15 protein-coding genes are annotated in these 12,427 nt (G+C 70.6%); 7 read left to right on the plus strand and 8 right to left on the minus strand.

Annotated elements, in window-relative coordinates; genetic code table 11:
• Window position 1 precedes the first annotated feature (1 nt).
• On the minus strand, window positions 2-382 hold the full coding sequence (locus EDF53_RS14075; RefSeq protein WP_123294128.1) for a hypothetical protein: 381 nt from the start codon (window positions 380-382) through the stop codon (window positions 2-4).
• A 405-nt stretch (window positions 383-787) separates the two neighbouring features.
• Here EDF53_RS14075 and EDF53_RS14085 point away from each other — a divergent pair, with 405 nt between their 5' ends.
• Window positions 788-1,561 carry a class I SAM-dependent methyltransferase gene (locus tag EDF53_RS14085; protein WP_123294210.1) on the plus strand — a complete coding sequence of 258 codons (774 nt, stop codon included), beginning with the start codon at window positions 788-790 and terminating at the stop codon, window positions 1,559-1,561.
• A 128-nt stretch (window positions 1,562-1,689) separates the two neighbouring features.
• Here the strand turns inward: EDF53_RS14085 and EDF53_RS14090 are convergent, their stop codons facing one another.
• Window positions 1,690-2,877, minus strand: coding sequence for a MalY/PatB family protein (locus EDF53_RS14090; protein WP_254067067.1), 1,188 nt, complete (start codon window positions 2,875-2,877; stop codon window positions 1,690-1,692).
• Between the two features lie 110 nt (window positions 2,878-2,987).
• Here EDF53_RS14090 and EDF53_RS14095 point away from each other — a divergent pair, with 110 nt between their 5' ends.
• A complete protein-coding gene (locus EDF53_RS14095) occupies window positions 2,988-3,764 on the plus strand; it encodes an isocitrate lyase/phosphoenolpyruvate mutase family protein (protein WP_123294130.1) in 777 nt (258 codons plus the stop codon).
• 82 nt (window positions 3,765-3,846) lie between these two features.
• Here EDF53_RS14095 and EDF53_RS14100 read toward each other — a convergent pair whose 3' ends face one another.
• Both EDF53_RS14100 and EDF53_RS19425 read right to left on the minus strand, forming a co-directional pair.
• Window positions 3,847-5,691, minus strand: coding sequence for an amidase family protein (locus tag EDF53_RS14100; protein ID WP_123294131.1), 1,845 nt, complete (start codon window positions 5,689-5,691; stop codon window positions 3,847-3,849).
• Window positions 5,688-6,515 carry a hypothetical protein gene (locus EDF53_RS19425; protein ID WP_185021051.1) on the minus strand — a complete coding sequence of 276 codons (828 nt, stop codon included), beginning with the start codon at window positions 6,513-6,515 and terminating at the stop codon, window positions 5,688-5,690. Before EDF53_RS19425 ends, EDF53_RS14100 begins: the two co-directional genes overlap by 4 nt.
• 137 nt (window positions 6,516-6,652) lie before the next feature.
• Here EDF53_RS19425 and EDF53_RS14105 point away from each other — a divergent pair, with 137 nt between their 5' ends.
• Both EDF53_RS14105 and EDF53_RS14110 read left to right on the plus strand, forming a co-directional pair.
• Window positions 6,653-7,264, plus strand: coding sequence for an HD domain-containing protein (locus tag EDF53_RS14105; RefSeq protein ID WP_123294132.1), 612 nt, complete (start codon window positions 6,653-6,655; stop codon window positions 7,262-7,264).
• Between the two features lie 273 nt (window positions 7,265-7,537).
• Window positions 7,538-7,825, plus strand: a complete 288-nt coding sequence (locus EDF53_RS14110; protein ID WP_111084949.1) for a hypothetical protein — start codon at window positions 7,538-7,540, stop codon at window positions 7,823-7,825.
• 156 nt (window positions 7,826-7,981) lie between these two features.
• Here the strand turns inward: EDF53_RS14110 and EDF53_RS14115 are convergent, their stop codons facing one another.
• Window positions 7,982-8,446 (minus strand): phage tail protein, encoded by a 465-nt coding sequence (locus EDF53_RS14115; protein WP_123294134.1) that lies wholly within the window; start codon window positions 8,444-8,446, stop codon window positions 7,982-7,984.
• A gap of 86 nt (window positions 8,447-8,532) precedes the next feature.
• Between EDF53_RS14115 and EDF53_RS14120 the strand changes: the two genes are divergently transcribed.
• Window positions 8,533-9,012 carry an XRE family transcriptional regulator gene (locus tag EDF53_RS14120; protein ID WP_185021052.1) on the plus strand — a complete coding sequence of 160 codons (480 nt, stop codon included), beginning with the start codon at window positions 8,533-8,535 and terminating at the stop codon, window positions 9,010-9,012.
• 30 nt (window positions 9,013-9,042) lie between these two features.
• Here the strand turns inward: EDF53_RS14120 and EDF53_RS14125 are convergent, their stop codons facing one another.
• The 3 genes from EDF53_RS14125 to EDF53_RS14135 form a co-directional block, all read right to left on the minus strand.
• Window positions 9,043-9,432, minus strand: a complete 390-nt coding sequence (locus EDF53_RS14125; RefSeq protein ID WP_123294136.1) for a DUF2510 domain-containing protein — start codon at window positions 9,430-9,432, stop codon at window positions 9,043-9,045.
• 29 nt (window positions 9,433-9,461) lie between these two features.
• The gene (gene ychF, locus EDF53_RS14130; RefSeq protein ID WP_123294137.1) at window positions 9,462-10,535 is read right to left on the minus strand and encodes a redox-regulated ATPase YchF; all 1,074 of its coding nucleotides are present in this window, start codon (window positions 10,533-10,535) and stop codon (window positions 9,462-9,464) included.
• Window positions 10,536-10,609: 74 nt separating this feature from the next.
• Window positions 10,610-11,167, minus strand: coding sequence for a hypothetical protein (locus EDF53_RS14135; RefSeq protein WP_123294138.1), 558 nt, complete (start codon window positions 11,165-11,167; stop codon window positions 10,610-10,612).
• A 91-nt stretch (window positions 11,168-11,258) separates the two neighbouring features.
• Between EDF53_RS14135 and EDF53_RS14140 the strand changes: the two genes are divergently transcribed.
• Both EDF53_RS14140 and EDF53_RS14145 read left to right on the plus strand, forming a co-directional pair.
• Entirely contained in the window at window positions 11,259-11,723 is a 465-nt protein-coding gene (locus EDF53_RS14140; RefSeq protein WP_123294139.1) for a hypothetical protein, read from the plus strand.
• Window positions 11,724-11,787: 64 nt separating this feature from the next.
• Window positions 11,788-12,426, plus strand: a complete 639-nt coding sequence (locus EDF53_RS14145; protein WP_123294211.1) for an exonuclease domain-containing protein — start codon at window positions 11,788-11,790, stop codon at window positions 12,424-12,426.
• The last annotated feature ends 1 nt before the right edge of the window (window position 12,427 follow it).

The following is a 12,427-nucleotide window of genomic DNA, read 5'->3' on the forward strand; positions in this document are numbered from 1 at the left end:
GTCAGCGAGCGGCGGCGACCAACTGCTGTGCTCGCTGGTGCGACACGTGGAGCAGCGGTCCGATCTCACGCACCGTGAGCCCGGACTCGTGCAGCACCAGCGCCGCGGCGGCCGTCTCCTTCGCCGCTTCGATGCGCGCTCGCTCGGATTCCTCGCGGAGCGCCACCGCGCGGTCCAGGTGCGCCTGTGCCGCTTCGGGCATCGACACCTCGACGACGAGCTCGAAGGACTCCGGATCGCGGTCGTCGTTCATCAACGAGAGCCAGTCACGGGCCATGAGCTCGATCTCACGCTCGCGCTTCGCCTGGGTCCGGATGACCCCGTCGATCCAGATCACCCAGTACTTCTTGCCGCGCTCAGCTCGCACCGTGTGTCGGCTCATCGTCGCCCATCTCCTTCTCGGTCGCAGTCACGGAGGATGCCGCGCGCCGTCATCTCCTCCACCTCTCGGTGCCTCGGGACGACGATCGTGTTCCGACCGAAGCGGAACAGGTCGTGACTCCCGCCGTGACGGTGGAACACGAACGCGACATCGTTCTCGTCAGCCTTCCGAGCGAGCCGGCGAAGCAACTCCGTGCGCTTCACCGTAGTTCGCCAACCAGGACTAGGCAAGTCTGCCTATCGCGGCTGGACAAGGACGGCTCGTATGTCTGCATCCACCGACCGTGGCGGCCCGCGGAGTGCGATCCGGGAGCGCCGTGGTGATCTGTGGACAGGCTGCAGCCGGGGCATGCTGTGGAGGAACAGCGGTTGGCACTCGCACCGGCGAGACGCCACCATGGACGGCATGCGCACCACGTTCGACGACCTGATCGCGATCGGCGAAGCCGCCGACGTCACCGGCTGGGACTTCTCGTGGCTCGACGGCCGTGCCACCGAGGAACGCCCGCCGTGGGGCGACGCGAAGATGCTCGGCGAGCGACTCGGTCGCCTCGCCGGGGTCTCCGGCACCGCGAGCCTCGACGTGCAGACCGGCGGTGGCGAGGTCCTCGCCGAGGCGCCGGCGTTCCCGGCCACCGCGGTGGCGACGGAGTCCTGGGCACCGAACATCGCCACCGCCACACGACTCCTGCACCCACGCGGCGTGGTCGTCGTCGCCGATCCGGACGAGCCGCCGCTGCCTTTCGCCGACGGCGCCTTCGACCTCGTGACGAGCCGGCACCCCGCTGCGATCCACTGGGACGAGATCGCCCGGGTCCTTGCTCCCGGCGGCACGTACTTCGCCCAGCACGTCGGCCCGGCGAGCGTCTTCGAGCTGATCGAGTTCTTCCTCGGCCCGAAGCCCGTCGAGCGGCGCGGACGGCACCACGACGACGAGGCCGACGCAGCACGCGCCGCCGGACTCGAGGTCGTCGAGCTGCGGACGGCGCGGACCCGGATCGAGATCCACGACGTCGCCGCGGTCGTCTACCTGCTCCGGAAGGTGATCTGGTGGGTGCCGGACTTCACCGTCGAGCGGTACCGCGACCGCCTGCTAGACCTGCACGAGCTGATGCAGCGAGACGGACCGTTCGTGGCGCACTCGACGCGCCACCTCATCGAAGCGCGCCGACCCGCCTGAGCCGACCCGGGCCTCCTGGCCGCTGCGTCCCGCTCGAGTGAGCAGAAGACGTCGAGTGCGCGCTGCCGACCCGACGTCTTGTGCTCACTCGATGCTGCACAGGCGGCAAACCACGCCGTTCCACGCGCTCACGCGACGTGCCAGACCAGCCCCTCCTGCGCACTCGACGGGTACGCCGAGGCAATGCGGAACACGGCTTCGCGCAGCGTCTCCGGTGAGCACGCCAGGTTGAGGCGGACGAACCCACGCCCCTCGCTCCCGAACCCGAGCCCGGAGTTCAGCGCGACGTAGGCGTTCTCGCGCAGCGGCACGGCCGGGTCGTCGCCGAGCCCGATACCGCGAAAGTCGAGCCACGCCAGGTATCCCGCGCGCGGCCGTGTGTAGACGACACCGGGCAGGTGCTCGGCGAGGAGCTTCGCGAGCAGCCGGTCGTTGGCCACGATCCGGGACACCACGTCGTCGAGCCAGGTGGTCCCGACGGTGAACGCGGCGAGGTTCGCGTGCAGCCCGAGGATGCTCGTGCGGCAGGCGACCTCTTCCCACAGGGTGTCGAGGAGTGCGGCGGTCCGGTCGTCACCGGCGACGATGATCGAGCACTTCACGCCCGCGAGGTTCCAGCCCTTGCTCGCCGAGGTCACGCAGACGCTGCGGGCGCCGACCGGCTCGGCGACGGCCGCGAACGGGGTGAACTGCACGCCCGGGTGTGTCAACGGTGCGTGGATCTCGTCACTGATGACGAGCACGTCGTACTTCGCCGCGAGTTCGGCGATCGCGAGCAGGTCGGCCCGGTCGTGCACGAGTCCGACGGGGTTGTGCGGGTTGCAGAGCAGGAAGACGCCGACCCCGCTGACGAACGCCCGCTCGAGTCCCTCGAGGTCGAGTCGGTACTGGCCCCACTGCTCGAGCAGCGGGACCTCTTCCACCTGACATCGGGCCTCGTCGACGAGCTCGAAGAACGGCGGGTACACCGGCGGCGTGATCGCGACGCGACCGCCGTCGGGCAGCGCGAGCCGCAGCGACTCGACGATGCCGACGCTGACGTCGGTGGCCAGGTGGATGCGGGGCGGGTCGATCTCCCAGCCCCAGCGGTCGAGCGCGAACTGCGCGAACGCGGGCGCGAGTGGCCCGGGCCCGTCGAGGTAGCCGAGGTCGGACTGCGACACGCGCTCGATCAGGGCCTGGCGGATCTCCGGCGCGACGTCGTGGTCCATCTCGGCGACGAAAAGCGGCAGCACGTCGGGCGCGTACCGCGTCCACTTGATGCTCGTACGGACCCCGCGGAGCGTGCCGACCGGGTCCTGCTCGTCGCTCGCCATGCGTCCCAGCATGCACCGACCGGGAGGCCCGGCGCGAGCCCGCCTGTCATCCAGCGTCGTCTTCCGCGCGCCCTGGGACGCGGGGCGTCGCCCCGCCTACTGTCGGTCCCATGAGCACGAGCACCGCCGACAAGGCCACCACCCTCAAGCAGCTGCACGAAGCCCCGGAAATCCTCCGCGTCGTGAACGTGTGGGACGCGATCACCGCGAAGGTCGTCAGCGACCTGCCCGGCACGAAGGCGATCGCCACCGCCGGGCACTCGATCGCCGCGTCGTACGGGTACGAGGACGGCGGGATGCCCCTCGACCTCGCGCTGTCGGGCGCCGCGATCGTGGCCGCCGCGACCGACCTGCCGGTCACCGCAGACCTGGACGACGGCTACGAGGACCCGGCCGAGACCATCCGCCGCGCGATCGGCTCGGGCATCGTCGGCGCCAACGTCGAGGACCGCCTGCGTCCCTTCGACGAGGCCGTCGCCCGGGTCGCCGCGATCACGGCCGCTGCCCAGGCCGAGGGCGTCGACTTCCAGTTGAACGCCCGCACCGACGCGATCGCCCGCGGCGGCGACCGTCCGATCGACGAGAGCATCGCGGACGCCATCGCACGCGGCAAGGCGTTCCTCGACAACGGCGCCGCGCTCGTCTTCGTGCCCGGCGCGATCCAGCGCGACGTCGTGGAGCAGCTCGTCGCGGGCCTCGGCCGCGGCAAGCTGTCGGTCATCGGCCTGCCGGGAGCCCTGCCCGCCGCCGAGTACGAGGCGCTCGGCGTGGCCCGCATCTCCTACGGTCCGCTCACCCAGCGCGTCGCGCTGCGCGCGCTCCGCGACCTGGCGACCGACCTGTACGCCGACGGCGTCGTGCCGGAGGACACCCCGACCCTGAACTGACGGAGCGGACGGACGGGAGGCCCGGTGTCAGCTGGCACCGGGCCTCCCGTCTGCATGTGGTCGCGATCGCGACCCGCTCAGCTCAGCCGAGCGCCGGGTACAGCGCGGGCGTGGTGCGCGCCTTCGTCTCCTGCTCGAAGGCGTAGCCGAGGCCGATCAGCGTGCTCTCGTCGAACGAGCGACCGAGGAACTCGAGGTTCACGCCGGCGCCGGTGACCGTGCCGTCGGCCGCGGTCGCCTGCCCCATCGGGACGGTGATCGCCGGCATCCCGGTGTTCGGGCTCAGACGCATGTTCGTCGACTGCGTGCCGTAGGGCGTGCCCGACGGGTAGATGAGCGAGTCGAGGTCCTGGTCGTCGAGCATCTGCGTGACGAGCTGCTTGCCGGTGGCGAGCTGCGTCGTGTGCGACCCCGTCGGCCCGGCCCACGCCTGGTACTGCGCGTCGGTGATCAGGTCGCGGGACTCGTAGGTCGACTTGCGGCTCGGCACGTACTCGCCCGAGGCCAGGATGCCCTGCAGCGACCGGGCGGTCACGTCGGGGTCGAGGTGCTTCGCGACGTACTCGTCCAGGTCGTGCTTGAACTCGTTCGTGCTGCCGCTGCCCTCGGACAGGACCCGGTTGAAGGCCGTCGTCGCGGTGATCGGGACGACGGTCGCCCCAGCGGCCTCGAGCTTCGCGACGGACGCGTCGAACAGTCGCTTGGCTGTGGCGTTCGTGCCGACCATGCTCGTGACGTAGCCGATGCGGGCGCCGTCGAGCGAGTCCGCATCGAGCGACGACGTGTACGAGGTCGGCACCTTGCCGGACTGCGCGCTCGTGACGGGGTCGGCCGCGTCCACGCCGGTCACGGCGTCGAGCGCGACGGCCGCGTCGGTCACCGAGCGGGCGATGGGCCCGCCGGTGTCCTGCGACAGCGCGAGCGGGATGATGCCGTCGCGGCTGGCCAGGCCGACCGTCGGGCGGATGCCGACGAGCTGGTTGTACGTCGACGGGATGCGGATCGAGCCACCGGTGTCGGTGCCGAACCCGATGCCGGCGAGGTTCGCTGCGATCGCCGCACCGGTGCCGCCGCTGGAGCCACCGGCGGTCTGCGCCGTGTTGTACGGGCTGGCGACCAGCAGGGACGAACCGGCGGGCTGGTTCGACGAGAACTCCGAGACGAAGCCGTAGGCGAACTCATCGAGGCTGGCCTTGGCGAGGATCACCGCACCGGCCCCTCGCAGTCCGGCGACCATGGTGGCGTCGGTGTCGGTCTGGTTGTCGTCCCAGCAGCCGCAGCCGCCCGTGGTCGGCATGTCCTTGGTGTCGTAGTTGTCCTTCACCGCGATCGGCACGCCCAGCAGCATGCTCGTCATGCCGTGCTCGGCACGCTCGGTGTCCGCCGTCTTCGCCGCGGCGAGGGCCTCGGCGTTCGTCGTGACGATCGAGTTGAGCGCGCGGCCGGTCGACGCGGAGTCGACCTTGGTGCGGTCGTACGCGGCGATGCGGTCGAGGTAGTCCTGGGTGATGGCGACCGAGGTGGTGACCCCGGCGTTCATCGCAGCCTGCATGTCGATGGTGGACGCCTCGACGAGCGTGAACGGGCCGTCGTCGTAGATCATCCGCTGGGACAGCGCCGCGAGGTCCGCGACGGTGATCGTGCCGTCGGCGTCGGTGTCCGCGGCGCTGACCGTCGCCCAGTCACCGCTGGCACTCGTGGCCCCGAGGTGCTCGGTGAGCACCGCGAGGTCGGCCTTCGTGACCTGGTCGTCGCCGGTCAGGTCGAGGTCCGTGTAGTACGGCGCGAGCATCGCGGCGGGGCTGGCGTCCACGGCTGCCGGTGCTGCTGCGGCCGTGATCGCGGGGGTCGCGGCGAGGACGGTGCCGACGAGGGCGATGAGCGAGGCGCCGGCGACGGCCGTGCGCTTCCGGCTGGTGGCGGTCATTCGGCTGCTCCGGTGCGCTCGCGGCGGGCGCGGCGCGCACGCAGGGTGATCAGGGTCCCGCCAGCGGCGAGGAGGGCCAGCGACGCGGCGATCCACGGGGCGACGTCGGCGCCGGTCCAGGCGAGTTCGCCGCCGGTCGGACGGTCACCACCGGCTGCGGCCACGGCGGTGGCGCCGCTGGTCGGGCCGGAGGGGTCGCTCGGGCCGGCGGTGGTCGTCGGGTCGGGGTCGCCGGCGCCGGCGCCCGGGTCGGCCGTGGCGGTGGCGCCCGGGGTGGGCGTGGCCGTCGGGGTGGGCGTCGGGGTGGCCGTCGCTGCTGCAGCGATCGAGATCGAGGTGCTCGCCGGGTCGGTGAGCGTCGTCGAGGTGCCGTCGGAGCCGACGAGCGTGATGCTCGTGACCGCCAGGTCGACGCTGCCCGGTGCGGTCGGCGTCAGGCCGATCGAGGCAGCGAGGTCGCCGTCGAGCGCCGGGGACGTCCCGAGCCGGGTGTGCACGATCGTCAGGGCGTCGCCGTCCTGCTCGACGCTGTCGAAGCCGCCGTCGGGACCGGTGACGCTGTCCTCCACGTACGACACGGAGTCCGCGTCGGCGTCGAGGGTGATCTCGTAGGCGTAGACGTCGGTCGTCGCCGGGATCGTCAGGTCGACGTCGAAGGCGGTGCCGACGGTCGCGGTGGTGGGGGCGTCGATGGTGGCGGTCGTCGCGGTCGGTGCTGCCTGGGCCGGCGAGGCGGTCAGGGCGGCGAGGCCGATCGCCCCGGCGGCGACGAGTGTCGAGGACACGATCGTCGCGCGGGGGCGCAGCCGGAGGCGGTGCTGCATGGGTGCAGGTCCTTCGGGAGGAGGTCGGGTGCTGAGCGGGTACTCAGTGATCCGAAAGCTAACGGTGCGCTGTTTCCGGCTCGGGCCCGGCACGTTTCCGCGCCGTTACGGCTCCGTCGCACCGCTACTGTCGTGGCATGTCGCTCGACGTCGAAGCCCTGCTCACCCCGCCCTCCCCCGTCGCCGCACGGGCGTTGGACGTCGTCCGCACCTGGTCCTCCCCCGCCCTGGTGAACCACTGCCTGCGCTCGTGGGCGTGGGCGGTCCTGCTCGCCCCGACCGTCGACCTCGAGCCCGACCCCGAGCTGCTGTTCGTCGCGACGATGCTGCACGACCTCGGCGTCACACCGTCGTTCGATGCCCACGACGTGCCGTTCGAAGACGCCGGCGGTGCTGTGGGCTCCGTCTTCGCCCTCGGCGCCGGGTGGGACGCAGCGCGCGCTCGACGCGTCGGCGAGGTCATCGAGCGGCACATGTGGACCTCCGTCGACCCCGCGGTCGACGTGGAGGGGCACCTGCTCGAGGTCGCCACCTCGCTCGACGTCTCCGGTGCCGGGTTCTCACGGTGGTCCACCGACGACCTGCACGCCGTCGCCACCGCACTGCCCCGCCTCGGGTTCTCCGGCACGTTCGACGAACTCATCCACGCGCAGGCTTCGCGCAAGCCGTCCTCGGCCGCTGCTCGGCTCGACGGCTCCGGCAACGTGGCTGCAGGTGGCTCGCGATGGGACGCGTTCCTGGCGTCCTGAACCGTCTTCCTGGTCTGCGCTGGACTTCTGCGCCTCGTGTGCGTATAGTTCTTGGTTGGTGCACTGCAGCGAACCCATCTGACTCGCGCACACCAACGTCTCGAGACCGACTCACCCGAGTCGCATTCCAACCGAGACCACCGCTCGATCCGAACGGATCAGCAGCACGTTGAAACTCGACGTGCGCGCCCCGCACTCGATGCGTCGCGCCGGACTGAGACGTCCGCCGACACCGAGTCGCCCTGGCGCCGAATGACCAGGAAGTACAGCACCATGACCAGCAACGAACGAATCACCGTGTTCGGGACCGCTCTCGCGGCCCCGACGATCACCCCCGACCGCATCGCCGAGTTCCCCGTGCGTGACGACCGCTCGCAGCGCGAGTACCTCGTCCGCATCGCGGCCGACGACCTGCAGACCTTCGTCACCCGCGGCACCCGTCTGGACGCCGTCGGCGAGGCCGGCTGGACCGTCCCGGGCCGCTCCTGGGCCGGCGAGGCCAGCCGGACCCTGCTGCAGGCACAGTCCGTGCACGCGGGCGACATGGCCCTCGCGGCCTAGCCTCCACCAGGACGAACGCGAAGCGCCGCCGGGCTCCCCGGCGGCGCTTCGTCGTGCGTGGGACGCGCGGCGCTTCAGTGCGAGGTTCCGTGCATGGTGCGGGGCCGCGATCGTCGCACGACGTACGGAACCTCGCACCGTTCGCGCGGACCGACGTCAGTACTCGCCCTTCACGACGAAGAACGAGCCGCGGATCGTGCCGGCGAGCTTCGACTTCTGCCGCGCGAACTTGAACTTGTCGGCGAGTTCCTCGGGCACGTCCATGCCGTCGGAGAGCTTGAAGCCGACCGCACGCTTGCCACCCGGTTCGAGCGTGTAGAGCACGTTGATCGCCAGGCCGGACTCGTAGAACACGTACGTCCAGCGCACGCCGTCGACCAGGGCTTCTGTCGCTTCGAGCGGTGGCGACGCGATGACCAGCCCGCGTTCTTCCTCGAGCACCCGCCGCACGTATGCGACCAGGTCCGGCACGTCAGCTGCGGCGTGGGTGGTGAACACGTGGTCGTACTTGTTCGCGAAGTACCGCGCCTCGTTGGCCCGGAGCCCGGCGAGTGCGTCGGCGACCGGCGAGGACTCCAGACCCACCGTGGACACGTTCACGAAGTCGACGACGTACGACATGGGGCCTCCTCGGGCGCTCGGACGGTCTGAATCTAGCCCCTCGACTCCCTCCCGAAGCCGACGCGAACCACCTACAGTCGATGATCGTGGTGGAAGCGACGACGCGAATCGACCGCGCCGCGGAACTGATCCGTGCTGCGCGCGAGGACATCGGGTTCTCGCGGGCCGACCTCGCCGAAGCCGCGGGAGTGGAGTTTCCGGAGCTTTCCGACTACGAGAGCGGACGGAGCCGACCCCGCCCGGAGTCTCTCGAGCGCATCCTCACCGCTGCTCGCACCCGACCGAGCATTCCGCTCGTGGTCTTCGCGGACACGATCCGCGACGAGGCGAAGCGCTTCCACATCGAGAACGTCCGCGTCTTCGGATCTGCTCTGCGAGGTCACGACACCGAGCACAGCGACATCGACCTCCTGGTTAGCCTGACGCCCGCGGCTTCGCTGTTCGACCTCGGCGGGTTCGCCCACGAGGTCGAGCGCATCACCGGTTTCGAGGTCGACGTCCTCACCGATGACGTCGAAGAGGACGATCACTTCGCACACGTCCTCGACGAAGCTGTGCCGCTCTGACCATGCGCGCCATCGGCCGGTACTGGGTGCTCAGTCGATCCGCTCGAACACCATGGTGGCCTGCAGTCGGTCTCCGCCACCGAACCCCGTACTGCCCGACGAAGCCGTCGTGATCGTGTGCAGCCGGTAGCCGAGCGCCGCCTGTGCGTTGATCGCCTTCTCCAGCTCGGTGAGGTTGCCGGATCCCGTCCCGAAGAACTTCTCCCGCAGGACCACCTGCAGGACGACGTAGCTCATGCCGTTCTGCGCCGGCCGAGGCTGTCCGCCTGCCGCGGCCTCCGCTTGGATACGGTCGATCACTCCGCCGATACCGGGCGCGCCCGGTGCCTTCGGCTGCACCTGCTCCGTCCACGCCGAGCCGTCCCACCACCGCATCGCGCCGGAACCGTCGTCGTACCAACCTGCCTGTGGGTTCGTCATGCGCTCATCCTGGCGCACCCACGGCGAGGTCAGTTGTTGAAGCGGAACTCCACCACGTCGCCGTCCTGCATGACGTAGTCCTTGCCCTCGATCCGGGCCTTGCCCGCAGCGCGGGCCTCGGCGATGGAGCCGGTCTCGACCAGGTCCTCGAACGAGATGACCTCGGCCTTGATGAAGCCCTTCTCGAAGTCGGTGTGGATGACGCCGGCAGCCTGGGGAGCCTTCCACCCCTTGCCGATCGTCCACGCACGGGCTTCCTTCGGACCGGCCGTCAGGTAGGTCTGCAGCCCGAGGGTGTCGAAGCCGATCCGTGCGAGCTGGTCGAGTCCGGATTCGGTCTGGCCGGTCGACTCGAGCAGTTCGGCAGCGTCGGCCGCGTCGAGGTCGATGAGCTCTGACTCGACCTGGGCGTCGAGGAACACGGCCTGGGCCGGGGCGACGAGCGCGGCCAGCTCGGCCTTGCGGGCGTCGTCGGTCAGGATCGCCTCGTCGACGTTGAACACGAAGATGAAGGGCTTGGCCGACAGCAGGCCGAGCTCGGCGATCGGCGCGAGGTCGATCTTGGTGGCCGAAAGCAGGGTGCCCTGCTCGAGCGCGGCACGGGCCTCGCGAGCGGTCTCGAGCACGATCGGCTCGGCCTGCTTCAGCTTCACGGTCTTCTCGTACCGCGGGAGCGCCTTGTCGATCGTCTCCATGTCGGCGAGGATCAGCTCGGTGTTGATGACCTCGAGGTCGTCCTTCGGGGACACCTTGTTCGCCACGTGCACGACGTCGTCGTCGGTGAAGCCGCGGACGACCTGCGCGATGGCGTCGGCCTCGCGGATGTTGGCGAGGAACTTGTTGCCAAGCCCTTCACCCTCGCTTGCACCCTTGACGATGCCGGCGATGTCGACGAAGGACACCGGCGCGGGCACGGTCTTCTCCGAGTGGAAGAGTTCTGCGAGCTGGTCGAGCCGCGAGTCGGGCAGGTTCACCACCCCGACGTTCGGCTCGATCGTCGCGAACGGGTAGTTCGCGGCGAGGACCTGGTTCTTGGTCAGGGCGTTGAACAGGGTCGACTTGCCGACGTTCGGGAGACCGACGATTCCGATGGTGAGAGCCACGGAAGAAGAGCCTACCGGCGGCGGCCCGCCGGAGCCGACCCGGGCCTCCAGTCCGTCCGTCAGAACGGCGGAGGCTATCCGCCCGTCTGGTGTGCGGCCAGGGCCGCGACGCGACGCTCGACGACGTCGAAGACGTCGGCTTGCAGCCGCTGCGAGCGCCGCCAGTCGCCGGCCACCTGCAGCGAGTGGTCGGCACGGTCGACGGTCAGGAGGCGCGCAGCAGTCCCCGAGACCCGCTCGGGCCGCCACATGGTGTCGTCTCCACCCCCGATCGCGTCGTGCGCGTCGGTGGCGGCGGCGAGCGCCCTGGCCACGTCGTCGTGCGTGAGGACCGGCGTGAGCCAGACCCCGGGGACGTCGTTCCGGATCGCCCAGGGCAGGGCGAAGCACCCGAACGACTTCGCGATGACCAGGTCGGGTAGGCGATCGCCCAGCGCAACCCCGATCGCGGCCTCGACGAACGCCACCGGGTCGACCCCGGCACCGTCGTCGATGGTCCAGGCCGGAGCCACGACCTCGCACCCGGCCGCCGATGCGATGGCCTGTGACCACCACAGCAGCGGCGCCTGCTGACCGTAGCCCGCTCCGGCGAGCACCAGCACGAGCGGCCGATCATCTCCGTCGTTCCCCATGCCCGCACGCTACCGCGGGGAACGCAGCACAGTCGGTTCTGGCAGCGTGGTCCCCGTCGTCCGGACCGGGCGACGGAACAGGAGGACGTCGATGTGGTTCGAACGCGACGAGCGCGGTGTGCACTCGGTGGGCATGGGAGAGCCGGGGCTGCGCCAGCGCTTCGCTCCGGAGACCCTCGCCGCCCTCGAGCAGGCCTCCCGCGCTGAGCTCGAGCAGCTGCACGACGCGATGGCCGAGCTCGAGGCGGACGTCCTGGTCGTCTACGACCCCGAGGACGACACGATCGACTACGCCGAGGAGGACCGCTTCCGCGGGATCCCGCTCCCCCGTGACTCCGGCTTCCCGGTCATCACTGGCGACCTGACCGCCGGACTCACCGAACACGTCGAGAGCCTGCCGCTGCGCTGGCGACTGGACGGCGTCGCGGTGGCGTTCGAGATGGTGGGCACCCTGCTCGCGCCGTACTGGAAGCGCGAACGAGCCCGTCGGACGGCGACCTGGCGCGCAACGGCGCGACGTCGGCGCAGCGGTTCCCGGTCGGCACGCCGCCGCTGAGCGTCCGGCCGCAACGCCGAGGCGGCTTCCGGCGATGTCGGCGCCCCGTGCGACGATCGGAACCGTGCCGTTGAACTTCACCGCGATCGACTTCGAGACCGCGAACAGCTCGCCCGCCAGTGCGTGCTCCGTCGGACTGGTCAAGGTCCGCGCGGGCCGGGTCGTCGACCGGGCGTCGTGGTTCATCCGCCCACCGTTCGGACACGATGCGTTCCTCGAGTGGAACACCCGGATCCACGGGATCGTCGCCGAGGACGTCGTGCGCGCGAAGACGTGGGAGCAGCAGTACCCCGACCTCGTGGCCTTCGCCGAGGGTGACGTCCTGGTCGCGCACAACGCCCGGTTCGACATGGGCGTCATCGCCGGTGGGTGCTCGGCAACGGGCATCGACCTCGCCGAGCACCACTCGATGTGCTCGCTCGCGGTGGCCCGCAAGACCTACACGCTCGACTCCTACCGACTGCCGGTCGCCGCGATGGCGGCCGGGTTCGAGGGCTTCCAGCACCACGATGCCGCCGCCGATGCCGAGGCGTGCGCCGCGATCGTCATCCACGCCGCCGGCCACCACGGCACCGACACGGTCGAGGCCCTGGGCGCAGCGACCCGCGTGACGATCGCCCCGGTCCGGGCCCGAGCCGAGAAGCCCAAGGCCTCGACGCCGCAGCCCCGGTTGTCGAACCGCCCGATGGTCTTCGCCGACTGAG

The sequence above is a fragment of the Curtobacterium sp. PhB78 genome (genome assembly GCF_003751685.1).
Classification (GTDB): domain Bacteria; phylum Actinomycetota; class Actinomycetes; order Actinomycetales; family Microbacteriaceae; genus Curtobacterium.

What these genes read in the sequence shown, in the direction of transcription:
- EDF53_RS14075 (WP_123294128.1), bottom strand. Translation starts at nt 382, where the DNA reads ATGAGCCGACACACGGTGCGAGCTGAGCGCGGCAAGAAGTACTGGGTG.
- EDF53_RS14085 (WP_123294210.1), top strand. Translation starts at nt 788, where the DNA reads ATGCGCACCACGTTCGACGACCTGATCGCGATCGGCGAAGCCGCCGAC.
- EDF53_RS14090 (WP_254067067.1), bottom strand. Translation starts at nt 2,877, where the DNA reads ATGGCGAGCGACGAGCAGGACCCGGTCGGCACGCTCCGCGGGGTCCGT.
- EDF53_RS14095 (WP_123294130.1), top strand. Translation starts at nt 2,988, where the DNA reads ATGAGCACGAGCACCGCCGACAAGGCCACCACCCTCAAGCAGCTGCAC.
- EDF53_RS14100 (WP_123294131.1), bottom strand. Translation starts at nt 5,691, where the DNA reads ATGACCGCCACCAGCCGGAAGCGCACGGCCGTCGCCGGCGCCTCGCTC.
- EDF53_RS19425 (WP_185021051.1), bottom strand. Translation starts at nt 6,515, where the DNA reads ATGCAGCACCGCCTCCGGCTGCGCCCCCGCGCGACGATCGTGTCCTCG.
- EDF53_RS14105 (WP_123294132.1), top strand. Translation starts at nt 6,653, where the DNA reads ATGTCGCTCGACGTCGAAGCCCTGCTCACCCCGCCCTCCCCCGTCGCC.
- EDF53_RS14110 (WP_111084949.1), top strand. Translation starts at nt 7,538, where the DNA reads ATGACCAGCAACGAACGAATCACCGTGTTCGGGACCGCTCTCGCGGCC.
- EDF53_RS14115 (WP_123294134.1), bottom strand. Translation starts at nt 8,446, where the DNA reads ATGTCGTACGTCGTCGACTTCGTGAACGTGTCCACGGTGGGTCTGGAG.
- EDF53_RS14125 (WP_123294136.1), bottom strand. Translation starts at nt 9,432, where the DNA reads ATGACGAACCCACAGGCAGGTTGGTACGACGACGGTTCCGGCGCGATG.
- EDF53_RS14135 (WP_123294138.1), bottom strand. Translation starts at nt 11,167, where the DNA reads ATGGGGAACGACGGAGATGATCGGCCGCTCGTGCTGGTGCTCGCCGGA.
- EDF53_RS14140 (WP_123294139.1), top strand. Translation starts at nt 11,259, where the DNA reads ATGTGGTTCGAACGCGACGAGCGCGGTGTGCACTCGGTGGGCATGGGA.